General features: G+C 42.3%; 17 protein-coding genes. 10 read left to right on the top strand and 7 right to left on the bottom strand.

Features of this window, described 5'->3' with window-relative positions; genetic code table 11:
* The first annotated feature begins 8 nt into the window (after nt 1-8).
* Nucleotides 9-1,070: an ABC transporter ATP-binding protein gene (locus N693_RS0109355; protein WP_025784527.1), complete on the top strand. Its 1,062-nt coding sequence runs from the start codon at nt 9-11 to the stop codon at nt 1,068-1,070.
* On the top strand, nt 1,070-2,014 hold the full coding sequence (locus N693_RS0109350; protein WP_025784526.1) for an ABC transporter ATP-binding protein: 945 nt from the start codon (nt 1,070-1,072) through the stop codon (nt 2,012-2,014). The genes N693_RS0109355 and N693_RS0109350 overlap by 1 nt, the downstream gene beginning before the upstream one ends.
* Nucleotides 2,015-2,074: 60 nt before the next feature.
* Here the strand turns inward: N693_RS0109350 and glnA (N693_RS0109345) are convergent, their stop codons facing one another.
* On the bottom strand, nt 2,075-3,409 hold the full coding sequence (gene glnA / locus N693_RS0109345; protein WP_025784525.1) for a type I glutamate--ammonia ligase: 1,335 nt from the start codon (nt 3,407-3,409) through the stop codon (nt 2,075-2,077).
* A gap of 210 nt (nt 3,410-3,619) precedes the next feature.
* Between glnA (N693_RS0109345) and cax the strand changes: the two genes are divergently transcribed.
* Nucleotides 3,620-4,672: a calcium/proton exchanger gene (cax, locus tag N693_RS0109340; protein WP_025784524.1), complete on the top strand. Its 1,053-nt coding sequence runs from the start codon at nt 3,620-3,622 to the stop codon at nt 4,670-4,672.
* Nucleotides 4,673-4,758: 86 nt separating this feature from the next.
* Here the strand turns inward: cax and glnA (N693_RS0109335) are convergent, their stop codons facing one another.
* Both glnA (N693_RS0109335) and msrA read right to left on the bottom strand, forming a co-directional pair.
* The gene (gene glnA, locus N693_RS0109335) at nt 4,759-6,093 is read right to left on the bottom strand and encodes a type I glutamate--ammonia ligase (protein ID WP_025784523.1); all 1,335 of its coding nucleotides are present in this window, start codon (nt 6,091-6,093) and stop codon (nt 4,759-4,761) included.
* A 213-nt stretch (nt 6,094-6,306) separates the two neighbouring features.
* Nucleotides 6,307-6,840 carry a peptide-methionine (S)-S-oxide reductase MsrA gene (gene msrA, locus N693_RS0109330; protein ID WP_025784522.1) on the bottom strand — a complete coding sequence of 178 codons (534 nt, stop codon included), beginning with the start codon at nt 6,838-6,840 and terminating at the stop codon, nt 6,307-6,309.
* A 157-nt stretch (nt 6,841-6,997) separates the two neighbouring features.
* Between msrA and N693_RS0109325 the strand changes: the two genes are divergently transcribed.
* Together N693_RS0109325 and N693_RS0109320 are read left to right on the top strand one after the other, a co-directional pair.
* A complete protein-coding gene (locus N693_RS0109325) occupies nt 6,998-7,948 on the top strand; it encodes an LCP family protein (RefSeq protein WP_025784521.1) in 951 nt (316 codons plus the stop codon).
* 85 nt (nt 7,949-8,033) lie between these two features.
* Nucleotides 8,034-9,212, top strand: a complete 1,179-nt coding sequence (locus tag N693_RS0109320) for an AI-2E family transporter (RefSeq protein ID WP_037593070.1) — start codon at nt 8,034-8,036, stop codon at nt 9,210-9,212.
* 112 nt (nt 9,213-9,324) lie between these two features.
* Here N693_RS0109320 and N693_RS0109315 read toward each other — a convergent pair whose 3' ends face one another.
* Nucleotides 9,325-10,323: a substrate-binding domain-containing protein gene (locus tag N693_RS0109315; protein WP_025784519.1), complete on the bottom strand. Its 999-nt coding sequence runs from the start codon at nt 10,321-10,323 to the stop codon at nt 9,325-9,327.
* Nucleotides 10,324-10,507: 184 nt separating this feature from the next.
* Here N693_RS0109315 and modA point away from each other — a divergent pair, with 184 nt between their 5' ends.
* The 5 genes from modA to N693_RS0109290 all read left to right on the top strand — a co-directional run bounded on the left by modA (nt 10,508) and on the right by N693_RS0109290 (nt 13,622).
* Nucleotides 10,508-11,302, top strand: coding sequence for a molybdate ABC transporter substrate-binding protein (gene modA, locus N693_RS0109310; protein WP_025784518.1), 795 nt, complete (start codon nt 10,508-10,510; stop codon nt 11,300-11,302).
* An 18-nt stretch (nt 11,303-11,320) separates the two neighbouring features.
* Nucleotides 11,321-12,001: a molybdate ABC transporter permease subunit gene (gene modB, locus N693_RS0109305; RefSeq protein ID WP_025784517.1), complete on the top strand. Its 681-nt coding sequence runs from the start codon at nt 11,321-11,323 to the stop codon at nt 11,999-12,001.
* A gap of 12 nt (nt 12,002-12,013) precedes the next feature.
* Nucleotides 12,014-12,685, top strand: coding sequence for an ATP-binding cassette domain-containing protein (locus tag N693_RS0109300; RefSeq protein WP_025784516.1), 672 nt, complete (start codon nt 12,014-12,016; stop codon nt 12,683-12,685).
* 26 nt (nt 12,686-12,711) lie between these two features.
* Complete coding sequence (locus N693_RS0109295) at nt 12,712-13,146, top strand: GNAT family N-acetyltransferase (protein ID WP_025784515.1); 435 nt, start codon at nt 12,712-12,714, stop codon at nt 13,144-13,146.
* 104 nt (nt 13,147-13,250) lie between these two features.
* Nucleotides 13,251-13,622 carry a hypothetical protein gene (locus tag N693_RS0109290; RefSeq protein ID WP_025784514.1) on the top strand — a complete coding sequence of 124 codons (372 nt, stop codon included), beginning with the start codon at nt 13,251-13,253 and terminating at the stop codon, nt 13,620-13,622.
* A gap of 183 nt (nt 13,623-13,805) precedes the next feature.
* On the opposite strand, the gene N693_RS0109285 is transcribed toward N693_RS0109290, so the two are convergent.
* The 3 genes from N693_RS0109285 to parE all read right to left on the bottom strand — a co-directional run bounded on the left by N693_RS0109285 (nt 13,806) and on the right by parE (nt 19,565).
* Nucleotides 13,806-15,038: an MFS transporter gene (locus N693_RS0109285; RefSeq protein ID WP_025784513.1), complete on the bottom strand. Its 1,233-nt coding sequence runs from the start codon at nt 15,036-15,038 to the stop codon at nt 13,806-13,808.
* Nucleotides 15,039-15,150: 112 nt separating this feature from the next.
* Nucleotides 15,151-17,595, bottom strand: coding sequence for a DNA topoisomerase IV subunit A (parC, locus tag N693_RS0109280; RefSeq protein ID WP_025784512.1), 2,445 nt, complete (start codon nt 17,593-17,595; stop codon nt 15,151-15,153).
* Nucleotides 17,592-19,565, bottom strand: coding sequence for a DNA topoisomerase IV subunit B (gene parE / locus N693_RS0109275; RefSeq protein WP_025784511.1), 1,974 nt, complete (start codon nt 19,563-19,565; stop codon nt 17,592-17,594). Before parE ends, parC begins: the two co-directional genes overlap by 4 nt.
* Nucleotides 19,566-19,617: the final 52 nt, after the last annotated feature.

The following is a 19,617-nucleotide window of genomic DNA, read 5'->3' as shown; positions in this document are numbered from 1 at the left end:
AAAGCGAAATGAGTAAAATATTACAAGTTAAAGATTTAGAGCTTTCCTTCCATACGTTTGCTGGTGAAGTGAAAGCGATTCGCGGAGTGAATTTCGACTTGAACAAAGGAGAGACGCTTGCGATTGTAGGGGAATCAGGGTCAGGTAAATCCGTAACTACGAAATCCATCATGCGGTTGTTGCCTGAGTCAAGCTCGGAATTCAAAAATGGTGAAATCCTATTTGATGGAAAAGATTTAACAAAGTTATCTGAGCGGGAAATGCAAAAAATCCGCGGTAAAGATATCTCGATGATCTTCCAGGATCCGATGACATCTTTGAATCCAACGATGACTATTGGTAAACAAATAATGGAACCGATTTTGAAGCACCAAAAAGTTAGCAAAGACAAAGCGCGTAAAGTTGCGATTGAATTGCTGAATATGGTTGGCATTCCAAATGCAGAAAACCGATACAAAATGTATCCTCACCAGTTTTCAGGCGGCCAACGTCAGCGTATCGTAATTGCAATTGCGCTTGCGTGTAATCCACAAATATTGATTGCTGATGAGCCAACAACTGCATTGGACGTAACGATTCAAGCTCAAATCTTGGAACTAATGAAAGATATCCAAAAGAAAATTGATACATCCATCATTTTCATAACACACGATTTGGGTGTAGTTGCAAACGTAGCAGACCGTGTGGCTGTTATGTACGGTGGAAAAATTGTTGAAATCGGTACGGTCGATGAAATTTTCTATAATCCACAACATCCATATACATGGGGGCTATTAAGTTCAATGCCTTCTATGGATCTCAATGAAGAAAAGCTATATGCAATTCCAGGGACACCACCTGATTTGCTGAATCCTCCTAAAGGGGATGCATTTGCTCTTCGTAGTGAATATGCACTGAAGATTGATATGGAACAGCCACCTCCATTTTTCCAAGTGAGCGATACGCATTATGCTGCAACTTGGTTGTTGCATCCACAAGCTCCGCAAGTAGAGCCACCTGCTGGAATCATTGAGCGTATGCGTACTTTTCCAGGTAGCAGATACTATGAAGCAACAGGAGGGCGTGCGTAATGTCTGATGTATTACTCGAAGTCAAGAATTTAAAACAATATTTCAATGAAGGTAAGCCGTCCGAAGTCCGTGCAATTGACGATATCAGCTTTGCTATCAACCGTGGTGAAACGTTTGGATTGGTTGGAGAATCTGGTTGTGGTAAGTCTACGACTGGGCGCACGATTATCCGACTTTACGATGCAACTGATGGTGAAGTACTCTTTAACGGAGTGAACGTTCAAGATAAGAAAACAAAAGCTGCAAATAAGGATTTTAACCGTAAGATGCAGATGATCTTCCAAGACCCATATGCTTCACTGAATCCACGTATGAAGGTAATGGACATTATCGCTGAAGGTATCGATGTTCATGGTCTTGCTAAATCTAAAAAAGAGCGAAGAGAAAAAGTAATTTCTTTGCTCGAAACTGTTGGGCTGAACCGAGAACACGCAGAGCGTTATCCTCACGAGTTCTCAGGTGGACAACGTCAGCGTATTGGGATTGCACGAGCACTTGCAGTGGATCCTGAATTCATCATCGCCGATGAGCCGATTTCCGCTTTGGACGTATCTATCCAAGCACAGGTCGTCAATCTACTTAAAGAGTTACAAGAAGAACGCGGACTGACGTATTTGTTCATTGCACACGATTTGTCTATGGTAAAGTACATTTCTGACCGTATTGGTGTCATGTACTTCGGAAAACTTGTTGAGATGGCATCTGCGGATGAATTGTATCGTAACCCGATGCACGCATATACGAAGTCATTACTTTCAGCAATCCCTCTTCCAGATCCAATCTACGAGCGTTCACGTGTACGAACTCCATATAATCCGAAAGATCATAACTATGGTTCTGATGAGCATGTAGAGTTCCGGGAAATCGCACCTGAACACTTCGTCCTTTGTTCCGACAAGGAATTCGAAGAAATGAAAAAGAATTACGTTCCAAAAGAATCATAATATTAAAAGCCGGACACTCTAGAAAATTAGAGTGTCCGGCTTTTTTTAGGTTAGAAAGGATTAATAAATCTTCATATAACGCTCGAGTTCCCATGGATGAACGGTGATACGGTAGCTATCCCATTCACGCTGTTTAGCTTCCTTGAAATTCGCATAAATGTGACTACCTAGCGCTTCTTGAATAACAGTATCCTCACCAAGCGCTAAAAGTGCATGATCTAGGTCGGTAGGAAGGGTTGCGATCCCTTCTTTTTGTCGTTCTGAAGCATTCATCTCATAAATATTACGATCACATGGTTTACCAGGATCGAGTTCACGTCTAATCCCATCCAGTCCTGATTTAAGAATCGCTGCCAAAGCTAAATAAGGATTTGCAACGGAATCGACGGAACGTACTTCGATTCGAGTACTTAAGCCCCTTGACGCTGGAATTCGAATAAGTGGGCTCCTGTTTTGAGCAGACCATGCGATGTAGCAAGGTGCTTCATAACCAGGAACAAGTCGTTTGTAGGAGTTGACTGTTGGATTTGTAATTGCTGTAAATCCTTCAACATGGTCAAGTACACCCGCCATGAACTGATACGCTGTTTTACTCAACTTTCTTTCGCCGCTTTCATCGAAAAATGCGTTTGCCCCATTATTAAATAGAGAAATGTTGCAGTGCATGCCTGAACCATTGACACCAAAGATTGGTTTTGGCATGAACGTTGCGTGTAGCCCGTGTTTACGAGCGATTGTTTTCACAACAAGTTTGAATGTCTGGATATTGTCACAAGCTGTTAATGCATCTGCATACTTAAAATCGATTTCGTGCTGACCAGGAGCTGCTTCGTGATGAGACGCTTCCACTTCAAATCCGAGTGCTTCCAACTCAAGTACAATATCGCGTCTGCAATTTTCACCGAGATCTAGGGGAGCAAAGTCGAAATAATCTCCATGGTCATTCAATTCCATAGTTGGTTCACCGTTACTGTCTAATTTAAATAGGAAGAATTCAGGTTCAGGCCCTAAGTTGAAGTCAGAGAACCCCATCTCTTCCATTTCAGCCAGAATTCGTTTTAAGTTTCCTCTAGGGTCACCAGGGAACGGTTCGCCGTTTGCAAGAGAGACATCACAAATGAGACGGGCTACTTTTCCAGTTCCAGATGGCCAAGGGAATACCATCCACGTATTTAAATCTGGAATTAAGTACATATCGGATTCTTCAATTCTCACAAAACCTTCGATTGATGAACCGTCAAACATCATTTTATTATCGAGCGCTTTTTCAAGCTGGCTGATGGGAATTTCAACGTTCTTAATCATTCCGAGAATATCTGTGAATTGTAGACGAACAAAATTCACATTATCTTCTACCACATATTTTCGAATGTCGTCTTTTGTTGTATTCTTCATCAGGCCACTTCCTTTTTTAAAGTTTTTCATTATCATAGGTTCATAATAATTTTTTATAATACGCAACATTGCATCCATTTACAAGAATTTTTTTCAAGTAAATTGAAATTTTTCGTTTGAAGTCGAAAACAGATGTGTTTGTTGTATGAATCAGAAGGGAATTAAATGATAGGTTGAATATTGAATGTTGAATTTGAAGGAGGGAATGTCATGAATCGTATTTTTTCAATCGTAGTTTTTGTTGGGGTTCCCGTTGTCGCACTAGGGGCGTTTTTAAATTGGTCTGACCTCATAATGTTTGCGTTGAGCTGTATTACGATCATCGGACTATCCGGTTTCATTGGCCGTGCTACAGAAAGTCTTGCGATAGTAAGTGGACCTCGAATTGGAGGGTTATTGAATGCGACATTCGGTAATGCGGTAGAATTGATTATTTCCATTTTCACGTTGAAAGCCGGTATGATCGGAATTGTTTTAGCTTCACTGACGGGGTCTGTTCTCGGGAACTTACTTCTCGTACTTGGTCTATCCTTTTTTGCAGGAGGTCTGAAGTACAAAAAGCAGAATTTCAGTCTTCATGATTCCCGTTATAACTCCGGTTTACTGATTTTTGCAGTCATTGTTGCGTTCGTCATTCCAGAAGTCTTCTCGATGACCATGAATCCCACAACGACGTTTCAACTAAGTATCGGAGTCTCTGTAATCTTAATAGCCATCTATTTGTCCGGCCTGTTTTTCAAATTGGTTACTCATCGAGGTGTATTTGCTTCAGGGGATGAGGAAGGTGAAGAGGAAGAAATACCGGAGTGGAGTAAAGGTAAGTCCATGTTGGTATTGCTTTTAAGTACAATCGCTGTTGCATTCGTTTCAGAGCAACTTGTTCATACGTTTGAAACTCTTGGCAATCAGTTTGGATGGACGGAATTATTTATCGGGGTCATTATCGTAGCGATTGTCGGAAATGCAGCTGAACACGTGTCTGCGATTACAATGGCGATGAAAAATCGTATGAATGTGTCTGTAGAAATCGCAGTTGGTTCAACATTACAAGTGGCAATGTTTGTCGCACCAGCACTTGTCCTCATTTCCATTTTGATGCCTGAACAAATGCCGCTAGTCTTTACGATTCCAGAATTGGTTTCGATGGTGACCGCTGCGCTTCTTGTCATTAGTTTATCCAATGATGGTGAATCGAATTGGTTTGAAGGACTCATTCTATTCGCAGCCTATATCATTATGGGAATTGGCTTCTTTTTATTGTAATTGTAATCTTTTCAGAAATAGAAACCCGCACACTCGATTGCGTTAGAGTGTGCGGGTTTCTATATATCATTGGATACAATCTATCATCAATACATTCTTCGGTACTGTTCAATTTCCCATGGATGGACAGTGATCCGATAGCTATCCCATTCTTTCTGCTTCACTTCTCTGAAGTTCGTATAGATATGATTGCCCAGCGCTTCTTGAATCACAGGGTCTTTGTCTAGAGCAATCAGTGCATGATCCAGATCTGTAGGCAAGGTTTCGATCCCTAACTCGCCGAGTTCACGTGCACTCATATCATAAATGTTATAGTCACATGGATCAGCTGGAGTGAGACTCTGTTCAATACCGCTTAAGCCGGCTTTTAAAATTGCGGCTAATGCCAAGTAGGGATTCGCAACTGAATCGACTGATCGCACTTCGATTCGTGTACTTAATCCTCGGGAAGCCGGAATCCGGATTGCAGGACTCCTGTTTTGTGCGGACCATGCAACGTAGCATGGAGCTTCGAAACCGGGAACTAGTCTTTTGTATGAATTGACGGTCGGATTGGTAATCGATGTAAAGCCTTTGATGTGTTTAAGAACTCCCGCCATGAACTGATATGCAGTTTCGCTTAGTTTCAGGTCTCCTTGCTCGTCGTAAAATGCATTCTCACCGTCTTTGAATAGAGAAATATTGCAATGCATACCAGAACCATTGACTCCAAAAATAGGCTTTGGCATGAAGGTTGCGTGGAAACCGTGTTCCCGTGCAATTGTTTTTACTACGAGTTTAAACGTCTGGATATTATCACAAGCTTTTAAGGCATCGGCATATTTGAAATCGATTTCGTGTTGACCAGGGGCTGACTCGTGGTGAGAAGCCTCCACTTCGAAACCAAGCTCTTCCAGTTGCAAGACGATATCCCGCCTGCAATTTTCACCGAGATCGAGAGGAGCGAAGTCAAAATAGTCACCTTGGTCATTCAAGTGCATCGTCGGATCGCCATGACGATCCAGCTTAAATAAGAAAAATTCAGGTTCCGGTCCTAAGTTGAAGTCGGTGAATCCCATGTCTTCCATCTCTTTAAGAATGCGTTTTAAATTCCCACGTGGATCACCAGGGAATGGAGTTCCGTCAGCTTGTGCTACATCACAAACAAGGCGGGCCACTTTACCGGTACCAGATGGCCAAGGAAATACCATCCATGTATCTAAATCAGGTATCAAATACATATCTGATTCTTCAACTCTTGTGAATCCTTCAATTGAAGAGCCATCAAACATCATCTTGTTATCTAAGGCTTTCTCTAGCTGTGTTACAGGTATTTCTACGCTCTTGATCATTCCGAGAATGTCAGTAATTTGGAGTCGGATGAAATTCACATTCTCGTCTTTGGCGTATTTTCGAATGTCATCTTTTGTCATCTTACTCATCAAGGCACGTCCTTTTTTAATAGTTTTTATTATCGCACTTGAATAATAACTTATAATTATACATAGTGTGACAAGCGTTTTCAAGGAAGTGACATCGGTCTTCGACATCTATTGATAGACTGTAAGATGTCTTGGTGTTTGTGTTTGGTTTTAGGAAGAGTGAAAAGGAGACCTACTGAAATGGATTTTGGGGGATAAAAAAAGAAGACCACATTACTTGCGGTCTTCCCAGTTAGCTTGAATGAATTCGTCACGACCTGATTGAGCACGGTCCGCTTCGTATGCTTCTTTTTCTTTTTTATAAAAGTCTTGGTGGTAGTCTTCAGCCACATAAAACGTTTCGGCGGGACGGATAACCGTTACGATCGGTTTTGTGAATCGGCCGCTTGCCGCCAGTTCGTTTTTAGAGTGCTCTGCAGCTAGACGTTGCTGTTCAGACGTATAAAAAATTGCAGTAGTATACGAGTGACCTCGATCTTGGAATTGACCTTCCGCATCTGTGGGGTCGATTTGTGGCCAATACAGTTCCAATAAGTCCTCAAATGGATAAACGGCAGGATCGAAAGTGATCTCAACTACTTCCAAATGTCCTGTATTGCCTTCTTTCACTTGCTCGTATGTCGGATTTTCGACTGATCCGCCCATATAACCGGAGACGACCCTATGAATTCCGTCCCATTCAGTAAATGGCTTGACCATACACCAAAAACAGCCGCCAGCAAAAATTGCTTTTTCAAGTTGTTCCATCTTGTCTACCTTCTTTCAATTGAGTCCATTCTTACATCTTAGTCGTTCACTCTTTTAGTGTCCAGTGTTCACGCGTGATATAATAGAGTTACACTATGCAACCAACGATTCAAGAGAACGTCCTGTTTTGTGACTTCACTATTGGGGGAATACAATAATGTCAGAACACTATGAAGGTCCAGTCCCAAAAAGACGGAGACGACGGAGATTGCGAAAAGGCAGAGTACTCGTCACTCTATTTTTAGTCGGGTTTGTCGTAATAGGACTTTTTTCATCATATCAATATATCGCGGGCAAAAGGATTGCTTCTAAAAACGCTATAGAGCCTGGAAGTTTTGAAGGTGATTTGCTCGATCCTTCAACGTCATCTATAGAAAACTATTTGCTACTCGGCGTCGATGATGACGGTAGCGGAAGATCCCGTACAGATACCATGATGGTCCTTTCTTGGGACAAGCAAGAAAAAACAATGAAACTTGTGTCGTTTATGCGTGATATTTATGCGGATATTCCTGGATACAAATCGTACAAGCTTAACACAGCATATTATTTAGGTGGTGTGCAAAGTGCAAAGGATACAATTACGGGTATGTTCAACATTCCTATACACCATTATGCCATTGTTGACTTTGATAACTTCGAAACCATCGCAGATACTGCATTTCCAAATGGAGTAGAAATGGATGTAAAGAAAGAAATGTCTGAGAAGATCGGTGTCACACTGATGCCTGGCGTCCAACAGTTAAATGGAAAAGAGTTGTTGGGGTATGCACGATTCCGTGCAGATGCTGAAGGCGACTTTGGACGGGTTCACCGCCAACAAGAAGTTTTGTCGGCTGTTAAAAAGCAGGCAATGACACCAGGAATGCTAGTCCGCGCACCGAAAATTGCAGGTGTGATTTCTCAAACTGTTGAAACGGATTTGACGTCTAAAGAAGAACTTTCCCGCCTAACAACCTTGTTAGTAAAGGGCGGAGCTGATATCGAAACTCTTACTGTTCCAGTAAAAGGCTCCTATTCCTTTGCTGATTACTCACATGCAGGATCGGTCATTGAAGTGAATTTGGAGCAAAACCGAGAGGCGATTCGTTCATTCATCGCAAATTGATAGAAAACCATCTTTTGAAGGAGTGGGGGATTTGGCTGGTAAGAGGGAAGTACGTGAGGATCATGAGCAGGATGATGAATATGGAATTCCTCCTAAAAACCGAATAATTCGGTTCTTGGGGGGGAAGACCACACTCTTCATATTAATTGTACTATTGCTTGTCGGATTGAACGTAATGATATTCGATAAAGTGTCATTTATTTTTTATCCGATACAGGTACTGTTTTCAACAGTAGTATTACCAATCATTTTAGCGATGATTTTATATTATTTGCTGCGTCCTCTTTTAAAATGGTTAGAAAATATAAAAATCCCTAAAGTTTGGGGCATCCTCATTATTTTCCTGACAGCTGTTGGACTCATTACATTGCTCGTATTTCTTGTTTTTCCTTTTTTGAAATTACAATTTTGGAAATTGGTCGATGAGTTTCCGACTTATTTCAATCAACTCATTCTCACACTCGATTCCTTTTTCAGTAATTCCTTATTTGCGCCATATTACAACCAGTTAGACATTAATGCGAAAGAGTTGCTGGATTCGGGTCTTGAAAATATCGGTCAGATGGTTGCTGATGCTCTTGGTGGAATTGCATCCGGTTTGACAACATTTATCTCTACGTTGACTGGAATCGTTCTTTCCATCGTTACTGTTCCATTCATCTTGTTTTATCTCTTGAAGGATGGGGATAATCTACCGAAATACGTAATGAAGTTGTTACCACCAAGAATGCGTGATGATGCCCAGTCGATTTTAAGTGATGCAGACCATCAGATTAGCGCGTATATCCAAGGACAAATTCTAGTTGCGATGTGTATCGGTACAATGGTGACTATCGGTTTCTTAATCATCGATATGAAATATGCTCTATTGCTCGGTGTCCTTGCTATGTTCACGAGTGTGGTACCGTATCTTGGTCCCGTTATTGCCATTACACCGGCAATCATCATTGCGATTGTTACTTCACCATTCATGCTCGTGAAACTTGCGATTGTTTGGACTGTCGTTCAGTTGGTTGAAGGGAAGTTCATTTCACCACAAATCATGGGTAAAACCCTTCACATCCATCCAATTACCATCATTTTCGTCTTGTTGACGGGAGGTTCGTTATTTGGTGTGGCGGGTGTCATATTAGGGATACCTGGTTATGCGCTACTCAAAGTCTTTGTAACACATTTGTTCCAACTATTGAAAGTTCGTTATAACAAATATGAGGTCGATGTCCGTATGCATTATGAACGCCCAAATTATGATAAAAAAGATTAACTGTTAGAACAGTCGTGCTTAACTGCAAGGCTGTTTTTTTTAGGTTTAACTTAACTATAATTATATTATGTAAAGTTGAGAAAAAAACACTCTTTCTAATTAGAAAAGAGTGTTAGGGGGTGTCGTATAAAATTCGTCCCATTTGAGAAAATTCATATCCGTGAATAGTAGAGAGTTCTTTCTTGAAAGACTCGGACTGCAAGATGTTCAAAACTGTTTCGCGCAATGCTTTGTTGTCTTCACGCTTGATCATGACTAGGTCATATTGTTCTTCTGTCATGGGGATATAATCGACATTCACTAAATGTGCATTCTTTTCAATCCCAACACCAATATCCGCTTCTCCTGCTGCAACTTTACTAGCTACCGCTAAGTGGTTCATTTCGATATTCTCATAACCTGATATCGTCTTTGGTAAAATGCCCTCCAGTCGTAGTCGTTCATCCGTTAATACTCGAATTCCAGATCCTAGTTCACGATTGACGATTTGAATATCGTTACGGTTTAAATCACGCCAACTCCTAATATTCTTCGGGTTTCCTGGCTGTACGTAAAAACCTGCCGAACGGGAGAGCAAGTTAACAACAGTATATTCACGCCCAATTAATATCCTTCGAATGTACGGTATGTTATAGGAACCTGTATCCCCATCAAAAAGATGGGTACTGACGAGATCTGCTTCTCCCTGAACGAGTGCGAGCAAACTGTTCAAACTGCCAGTGTGGGAACGAAGAGTTCGATAGTTACTAGATGTAGCGGTGATTGCGTTTGCCAAAAGGTCCAGTGTTACATCCTGTCCGCTGATGATTACGTGTTGCAAAGTACGTGGTTGTGGGAGATGGGGGATAGACTGATTCCTTAAGATCGTTGGTACAACAGATTCTGATTCAGATACTTGTGGTGGAGCTGATTGCACAACAGGGCGATCGGTTCCACCTTTCATACGGTCTTTATAAGCTTCAAAGTCAGAAGCGTCAATCCGCATTTGTCTACCAACTCGGTAGGCAACGATTTCCCCTTTTTTAATGAGGTCATACACGGTTAACTTCGAGACTTGAAGCAAGTCAGCGAGATCTTCGGTCGTATACGAAACTTTATCGTGTGAATTCAACCTACATACCCCCATTTCTATCTTCTATCTTCTCTTATTTTTAGAATTATTGCAATAGATATAATAAGATATAACGGATAATAGTTAGAATTATTTAATTATAAATAGATAAAGAGAGTTTCCTTATGTTATAACTAGTTATATGTAGTTATAATTGATGATAAATAAGGAAGGGGAGATTGGTTTGAATAAAATACGTATTGGGATCATTATGGCAACTTTGCTACTATTACTGGTAGGTTGTTCAAATGGCAAACCAGCGTCTGAAGGTAATGGAACTAGTAAAACGGATAAAGTGGAACTACATATTTCTGCAGCAGCCAGTTTAACGGACGCATTGGATGACTTTAAGAAAACCTATGAAAAAGAGCATGAAAATGTAGAGTTGACGTTCATGTATGGCGGATCTGGAAAGCTTGCCACCTCGATTGAAAATGGAGCTCCAGCAGATGTGTTTTTATCTGCAAGTAAAAAAGATATGGATACTCTTGAGGATGAAGGGTTACTAGATGCATCAACACGGACAGATTTCACGAAAAATGTGTTAGTTTTGATAGCAAATGAAGATACAGATTCAGCTCTTACAAGTTTTGAAGAGATTGACCCTGCAACCATCGATCATTTCGTCATTGGTGAACCAGAAAGCGTTCCAGTTGGCCGTTATACCAAAGAAGTATTTGAACATTTGAAGCTTTGGGAGCCGATGCAGGACAAGCTTGTGCTTGCGTCAGACGTGCGACAAGTGCTCACGCAAGTTGAACTCGGGAATGCGGATTACGGTGTGGTCTATTCGAGTGATGCGTTTATTTCTGATAAAGTGAAAGTGATTGCTGAATCAGACCCTAGCTGGCATGAGCCGATTGTCTATCCTGGTGCTGTTTTGAAAGATTCTAAGCACGCAGACGAAGCCCAACAGTTTTTCGATGCATTACTAGGGGATCAAGGTCAAGAAACACTAGCTAAGTACGGATTTAAGTAAGAAAAGGAGGTAGACAATGTGGATTTAAGTCCTTTATTACTTTCTGTAAAGGTGGCGGTCATTTCCACGGCTATCGTGTTCGTGCTCGGCGTGTTTCTTGCACACCTATTCGCGAAACGGCAATTTTTCGGGAAATCGATATTTGAATCACTATTTCTTTTACCGCTCGTCTTACCACCGACTGTTGTAGGTTTCGGTCTGCTAATATTATTTGGAAAAAAAGGGTGGATAGGTAGCTGGTTACTCGAGGCGTTCGATATCCAAATCGTATTCACTTGGACGGCTGCAGTCATTGCTTCTGTCGTCGTCAGTTTTCCTCTCATGTACCAAAGTGCAGTAGCAGCTTTTGATAGTTTAGACAATAAGTTAGGGGATGCGGCGAGGACGATGGGCGCTTCTGAGTGGCGGGTTTTTAGAACAATCACGTTTCCGCTTGCGTGGCCGGGATTGTTGGCGGGACTCGTTCTTTCTTTCGCAAGAGGACTTGGAGAATTCGGTGCGACTCTGATGCTTGCTGGATACATACCTGGTAAGACGGATACGATTCCTATGGCGATCTATTTTGCAGTGGAAGCGGGAAAGATGGAGAAAGCGACGTTTTGGGTTGTCATTATTACAGCGCTCGGATTCAGTACAATTCTATGGTTAAACTGGTGGAGCAAACGCAACTTGAGACGATTTGCTTCTGAAAAACGGTAGGCAGGTGATTCAATGTTAGAAGTATCAATCAGGAAACGATTAGATCATTTTGAGCTGGATATCAGTTTTCAAGCGCAAAACGAAATTATTGTTTTGGCGGGGTCTTCAGGAGCGGGGAAGACGTCTATTTTACAGGCGATTGCTGGGTTGACTGAACCCGACAGCGGAATAATCACGCTCAATGGAAAGAGTTTTTTTAATGGGAAGAAGAATTCGTTACCCGCGCGATCCCGTAATATTGGGTACTTATTTCAGGATTATGCGCTGTTTCCGCATATGACAGTCGAGCGCAATATTCACTACGGTCTGCACAAGCAGACAACTGCGACGACTGGTTTTATCGTCGAACAATTACTGACGGTACTTGGCATCAGCCATTTGTTGGACAAGTATCCTCATCAGATTTCTGGCGGGGAGAAACAGCGGGTTGCTCTTGCTCGTGCGCTTGCTACAGAGCCGGATTTGCTTCTATTGGATGAACCATTATCCGCTTTGGATGAAGAAACGCGTGAAGAGTGTCAAGATGAGTTACTCCGGTTACATGAATTATGGAAAATTCCATTTCTTATAGTGACTCATAGCCGATCAGAGGCTGAAAAATTAGGAGATCGGGTGCTCCATTTGAAAAAGGGCTTGCTTGTCAATGAGAGTCGTGGAACAATGAAAGAAACCCCAGCGCACTAAGTGACGGGGTTCCGGAGGCGATTCCTATGGATGAAATTGCAATTGTTTCATTGACAAGTGAAGAAGAACTGATTGAAGCTTTTCCGATTATGAATCAGCTCCGTACCCATTTAGATCTGGAAGAGTACCTGGAACTCGTATATGAGTCTGAAGCAAAAGAACGTTATCAGATGATCGGATTACGGGATAATGGCGAGTTAAAAGCAGTTATTGGCTTTAAACCGATGATTACACTCTATTACGGGCGCTCGCTATGGGTCTGTGACTTAGTGACGGACAAATCAGCTCGATCTAAGGGCTATGGTGATAAGTTGCTTACACACGTAGAGCAATGGGGTAAAAAACACAATTACGAATCAATTGCATTATCCTCAGGGTTACAACGCACTAGTGCTCATCATTTTTATGAAGAAAAAATGGACTACAGCAAAGTGAGCATTGTGTTCAAAAAAGAATTTTAATGCGAAAAGTGCCGATTTTACGGGTATGCGAACAAAGATGCGAACAGCCGGTGGATATCAAACAATCTGCCGGTTTTACTAATGTTTAAGGAGTTGTTGTACGTATGTGGGTCAATGAAAATGGAATGCTGAGACAAACGTCAGATGAGACGCGTGTGAAATTCAGAACATCGATTAGCCAAGAAATCTTGGAGCAACTAAAACAACTAGCAGATCAGCACGGAACGTTTGTGAATTATTTACTTGAAGATGGCTTGAAAGTCGTATTGCAGCAAGATTCAATAACATTCAATAAAGAAACGCGACCTAAAGACCGGATCCAGTATAAAACGACGTATGATAAGCAGCTACTAGAAAGCGTGCGAGCGTTAGCCAAAGATCATCAGTTGTATATAAATGACGTGATTGAGTATGGCGTGCAGTTTATAGATGTGGAGCGGGCAAAAGCAGGGCAACATAGATATCGGATTGAATAATAGTTGCTTTCTTTTAACGCCCCCGTCATAATATATATTATAGGAAGCTACGTATCACTAATAAGTATACTTAGGATAGTGAGATAAAGCAGCGAAATTGAGTTATTTCTAAGGAATTTATAAAACGCGACTCTTTTTGCTAAAGTCGCGTTTTATTGTAGTTTCTATTTAGTTTACGTGCACTTAAACGCTTTTCACTGGAATGATTGCATCCGCAGCTACTGGCTCTTCCAACTGAATCTTACGTTGTTTCATTTGCAAGAAAAATACTGTCGTCAAACTGATGCTGATCACTCCAAATACGATGACCATCACTTGTAACCCTACAATGTCCAGGAACGCCCCGGTCGCCAGTAAAACGACTTGGAATACGACTCGCTCTAACATATTCCGGAATGAGAAAAATCTCCCGTGGTACGCTTTTGGCATCTGTTTCTGGAAAATCACCATAGCTGTTGGGAAAAAACATCCTAGACTGAATCCAAGGACTGTAAATGCTGCTAACGTTGCTAACTGGCTTTGCGCAAAGAATAACAGAAATTCTGCAATGGCCACCATACTTGCAAAGAAAAATAAGATCACCGTAGTTCGCCATTTCAATGCAATTCGTTTTACTGCAAATGAACCGATCATGAATGCGATTCCTTCACACGTGTAAATCAGTCCTTTTATGGATGCTGAATCTTGAATTTCACTAATATTAATGACAATTAAATTAAATGAGCCTAAAAATAATAACGGAATCAATGTCATCACTAGCGTCATACCGACTGCAGGATACGCTTTTAGCACTGGAAAGACTTCCATGAACCCGCCTTTAGCGCCTTCCGTTTTAACAACAGCCTCTGTCCCCTCCCCTTCATCAATGCGCAGCATGAATGTGAAGATGAGTAATAAGACATAAGCAACGATTGAAATCCAATATAGTGACGATAACGACCAGTAGACTAAGATAACCCCTGCTAATGCAGTCCCTGAGACCCGTGCAATGGTCGCTACGTTCATGTGCATCCCATTCATAGTCAGCAGGTCATCGTCCTTCACAACGAGCGGAATGGCCGCTTGTAACGCCGGAAAGTAAAACGTTGCTGCGAGTTGAATGCTGACAACAAATGCAATCATCCACCACACAGAGCCTGTTGCAATTGCGATAAGCATGAAGACGACACTAATGAGACGTCCAGCGCCTGCTAGAACTAATATGCGCTTTTTAGCTTGCTGATCAATGATTTTACCTGCTAAGGGACCTACCAATATTCCCGCCAAAAGTCCGACTGATAGAATCATGGCCTTCACGAAGTCTGAAGGGATTTTTTCTTGCATAAACTCCAAATTTCCGATGATGCCGGTCCAAAGACCAATACCAGCTATCAATTCACCGGAAAGAATGATCCAAACATTGCGATTTTTCCACATACACCCTCCTACTTTCTCTCTCGATAATTCGCTTTCCGAATTATTATACGCTAGAAACTCAAAAAGCACACGAGAATTTTAAGAGTCTCGTGTGCTTTTCATCAAAAAATTGTTATTTGGATGTGGGTTTATCAGTTTTTGCGGTTGGTTCGTAGTACAACCGACTCGCTAGACCGTTTTTCGACTCATCCGATACGGCGCTTCCATTTGATTGGCGATCTGACAATCTCAGGCTGCTTGGATCGATTTCGGTTTTGACATCTTTGACTGTTGTAAGAATGAGTTTTTCGGTGGATCCTGTGATCTTAGCACCGATTACTCGATATGGATTCTTTTTCAGTTCCTTTAAAATCATTAATCCACGTTGAGCACGTGAACCAACTTCAATTTCTTTTAATGCTGTGCGTTTCACGGTACCCCGCTGTGTTGCGACTACAATTGATGCTGAACTGTCTGTAATGACTTGCATGGAAACAATATAGTCTTCCGTTTTTAAGTTAATACCTTTCACACCTGCAGTTCGGACGCCAGTCGTAGCGACATCACTGAGTGGGAATCGTAAAATGTATGCCTGATGTGTTACTAGGACGGCATCTTCACTACCTTTGACGAGTCGTGCATCAAGTAATCGGTCACCTTTTTTAACATTCATCCCTTTATAGGCACGTCCATAACGTTGTACTTGGAAGTCCGCAAGTTGGGATAGCTTCACAAAACCGTTAGCTGTGACTGTCAATATAGAGTGAACGTCATCGAATTGTTCTAATCCGATCGCCGCCACAATCGACTCGCTCGGCTCCAAGGACACAATACTTGAAATGTGCTGTCCAAGATCACGCCACTTAATATCAGGAAGTTCATGAACCGGCTGATAAATGTAATTCCCGAGTGAGGTAAACAGCAACAAGTGATGTTGCGTATTCATCGTACGCTCGAGAACAGGATAGTCGGATTCCTTCATCGTCATCCCAGTCCCATTAGATGCCCCATAGGAACGCAACCCTGTGCGCTTCACATAGCCTTCTTTTGTGACCGATACGACGACTTCCTCACTTGGAATCAGAATATCAAGATCGACTTTCAATTCCTCAATCTTCTCTTCAATTATAGAATTACGTGGTTCCGCAAATTGCTTACGCACAGCATGTAATTCTTTTTGAATAACGCGTGATAGCTTAGCTGGGCTTGTGAGAATCGCGTTGAGCTCCTCGATAAGTTTACGCAAAGCATCTTGCTCTTGTTTCAACTCAGTGATATCCGTATTCGTCAGGCGATATAACTGTAATGAAACAATCGCTTCTGCTTGGATCTCCGAGAATTCAAATTTGCTGATCAAGTTGTTTTTCGCATCGCGCTTATCATTGGAACTACGGATTGTCTGAATGACTTCATCCAAAATAGATAGAGCTTTCATCAGACCTTCTACGATATGTAGACGATCTTGAGCTTTTCTCACATCGAACTGAGACCGTCGAGTGACCACTTCTTTCTGATGCTCAATATACGCATCCAATAACATCGGAAGTGACATCAGTTTAGGACGTCTATCTGAAATAGCGACCATATTAAAATTATACGCAACCTGTAAGTCCGTATTTTTCAATAAATAACGTAAAATTGGCTCGCCATCGATATCTTTTTTCAACTCGACTACGATTCGCAATCCTGTACGATCTGATTCGTCACGCACTTCTGCAATACCGTCTAATTTCCGATCAACACGTAGCTCGTCCATCTTTTTCACAAGATTTGCTTTGTTGACGTCATATGGTATTTCACTTATTACGATTTGAGATTTCCCAGCTTTTAACTGCTCAATTTCTGATTTAGAGCGGACAATTACACGTCCTCTTCCCGTTTCGTATGCCGCTTTAATACCATCTGTACCCTGGATGATCCCGCCAGTAGGGAAATCAGGCCCCTTTAGGACTGTCATCAGTTCATCCACTGTAGCTTCAGGATGATCCATCCTCATGAGTACCGCATCAATCGCTTCATGGAGCGCATGAGGTGGGATGTCTGTTGCATATCCAGCAGAAATTCCTGTTGACCCATTGACGAGCAAGTTCGGGAAACGAGCTGGGAGAACGGTTGGTTCCGGTTCTGTATCGTCAAAGTTTGGGATGAAATCTACGGTCTCTTTGTTGAGGTCTCGCAGCATTTCCCCCGCGATCGAAGACAGTCGCGCTTCTGTATAACGCATTGCAGCTGCAGAATCGCCGTCGACTGAACCGTTATTTCCGTGCATTTCAACCATCAAATGTCGTAGTTTCCAGTCCTGACTCATCCTTACCATTGCTTCATAAACGGAGGTATCGCCATGTGGATGGTAGTTACCGATTACGTTACCAACTGTTTTTGCAGATTTACGGAACGCCTTTTCGCTTGTATTGCCTTCGTTATACATCGCATACAAAATACGTCGTTGGACAGGCTTTAACCCGTCCCTTGCATCCGGTAATGCGCGATCTTGAATAATATATTTACTGTATCGACCAAAACGGTCACCGATGACTTCCTCTAATGGGAGGTCCTGAAAGCGTTCTGTTGCTGTCATTCCACTTCCTCCTCAACATGCAGGAATTCGTTTTCCAATATAGTGCTTCCTTCTTCCAAGCTGAAGTCTACATTGCTCTCGATCCAACGACGGCGTGGTTCGACTTTGTCGCCCATTAACGTCGTGACTCTTCGCTCTGACTGGGCTCCATCTTCAATCGTAACTCGGATGAGTGTCCGTGTATCAGGATTCATGGTCGTATCCCATAACTGTCCTGCGTTCATCTCTCCTAGACCCTTATAACGCTGAAGCATATAGCCTTTGCCGATCTTGTTCGTTGCAGCGCCTAGTTCGCGTTCTGTCCACGCATACTCAACTTTCTCTTTTTTACCGATTCCTTTAGACACTTTATAAAGCGGCGGTAAGGCAATGAATACTTTACCCGCCTCAATTAGCGGTTTCATGTAGCGGTAAAAGAATGTCAATAAGAGCACTTGGATGTGCGCACCATCAGTATCTGCATCGGTCATGATGATGACTTTGTCGTAAGCAGCGTCTTCAATCGTGAAGTCTGCACCAACACCCGCACCGATAGCATGGATAATCGTATTGATCTCTTCGTTTTTCATAATATCTTCGAGCTTCGCTTTTTCCGTGTTGATGACCTTACCACGTAATGGCAAGATCGCTTGGAATGTCCGGTCGCGCCCTTGCTTAGCAGAACCGCCAGCAGAATCACCCTCGACAAGGTACAGTTCGTTCTTTTTCGCATTTCTAGATTGTGCAGGCGTCAGCTTGCCGGAAAGGAGTGTGTCGCCTTTCTTCCGCTTCTTACCTGAACGCGCGTCTTCCCGCGCTTTACGAGCGGCCTCACGCGCCTGATGTGCACGTACGGCTTTGCGGATTAGGTTCGCGCTCAATTCCGCGTTTTCTTCTAAGAAATACAGCAAATGCTGTGAGATGACAGCATCGGTGACAGTTCGTGCTTCACTAGTTCCGAGCTTGCCCTTTGTTTGGCCTTCAAACTGCAAGATTTCTTCAGGAATCCGCACAGAAACGATGGCTGCGATTCCTTCTCGGATATCAGAGCCATCCAAATTTTTGTCTTTTTCTTTCAATAAACCCGTTTTCCTCGCATATTCATTGAATACACGGGTCATGGCCGTTTTCGCTCCGGTTTCGTGCGTGCCGCCATCTTTTGTCCGGACGTTGTTAACAAACGAAAGGATGGTCTCTGAATAGCCATCGTTAAATTGGAACGCAAACTCCACTTCAAGGCCATCGGTCTCGCCTTCAAGATAAGCGACTTCGTGAAGCGTGTCTTTTTCTTCATTCAAGTACGAAACGAAGGCTTTAATGCCTGTTTCATAATGAAACGTCTCGGTTTTTTCCGTACTTTCTTCTGTTAAGACAATCTTCAAACCTTTTAACAGGAATGCGGACTCTCGCAACCGTTCTGCGAGAATATCATATTGATATTTAGTCGTTGAAAAAATCGTCGGATCTGGTTTGAAGTGAATCATCGTACCGGTTTCCTTCGTTTTCCCGATGACTTCAAGACCTGTCGCGGGTTTTCCACCGTGTTCGAAGCGTTGTTTGAAAATCTGCCCATCTCGGTGAATAATGACATCCAGCCATTCAGAAAGCGCATTTACGACAGAAGCACCAACACCGTGAAGCCCGCCACTCGTTTTATAGCCACCTTGGCCGAACTTACCGCCAGCGTGTAAGACAGTCAATATGATTTCTGTTGTAGGTTTCCCTGTTTTATGGGTTCCTGTTGGCATGCCTCGTCCATAATCTCGTACGCTAATGCTGTTATCAGAGTGGATCGTGACGTTTATTTCAGATCCGAATCCACTTAGTGCTTCATCCACCGCATTATCTACGATTTCAAATACGAGGTGATGCAATCCTCTTGCATCCGTCGAACCGATATACATACCCGGTCGTTTGCGTACTGCTTCCAAGCCTTCAAGCACTTGGATTGAATCATCATTATACACATTCAATTCTTTTTGTTTCGTCAAGATGAAACCTCCATCAAACAAATGTTCTTATTTATCTAATGATACGTCGCTA

The organism is Sporosarcina sp. D27, assembly GCF_000586555.1.
Classification (GTDB): Bacteria; Bacillota; Bacilli; order Bacillales_A; family Planococcaceae; genus Sporosarcina.
Note: the sequence above shows the minus strand (reverse complement) of the source record. Positions and strands in the feature narration are given on the sequence as shown.

Excerpts from the sequence above, each read along its gene's own strand:
- N693_RS0109355 (WP_025784527.1), top strand. The coding sequence starts at position 9 with ATGAGTAAAATATTACAAGTTAAAGATTTAGAGCTTTCCTTCCATACG.
- N693_RS0109350 (WP_025784526.1), top strand. The coding sequence starts at position 1,070 with ATGTCTGATGTATTACTCGAAGTCAAGAATTTAAAACAATATTTCAAT.
- glnA (WP_025784525.1), bottom strand. The coding sequence starts at position 3,409 with ATGAAGAATACAACAAAAGACGACATTCGAAAATATGTGGTAGAAGAT.
- cax (WP_025784524.1), top strand. The coding sequence starts at position 3,620 with ATGAATCGTATTTTTTCAATCGTAGTTTTTGTTGGGGTTCCCGTTGTC.
- glnA (WP_025784523.1), bottom strand. The coding sequence starts at position 6,093 with ATGAGTAAGATGACAAAAGATGACATTCGAAAATACGCCAAAGACGAG.
- msrA (WP_025784522.1), bottom strand. The coding sequence starts at position 6,840 with ATGGAACAACTTGAAAAAGCAATTTTTGCTGGCGGCTGTTTTTGGTGT.
- N693_RS0109325 (WP_025784521.1), top strand. The coding sequence starts at position 6,998 with ATGTCAGAACACTATGAAGGTCCAGTCCCAAAAAGACGGAGACGACGG.
- N693_RS0109300 (WP_025784516.1), top strand. The coding sequence starts at position 12,014 with ATGTTAGAAGTATCAATCAGGAAACGATTAGATCATTTTGAGCTGGAT.
- N693_RS0109295 (WP_025784515.1), top strand. The coding sequence starts at position 12,712 with ATGGATGAAATTGCAATTGTTTCATTGACAAGTGAAGAAGAACTGATT.
- N693_RS0109290 (WP_025784514.1), top strand. The coding sequence starts at position 13,251 with ATGTGGGTCAATGAAAATGGAATGCTGAGACAAACGTCAGATGAGACG.
- N693_RS0109285 (WP_025784513.1), bottom strand. The coding sequence starts at position 15,038 with ATGTGGAAAAATCGCAATGTTTGGATCATTCTTTCCGGTGAATTGATA.
- parC (WP_025784512.1), bottom strand. The coding sequence starts at position 17,595 with ATGACAGCAACAGAACGCTTTCAGGACCTCCCATTAGAGGAAGTCATC.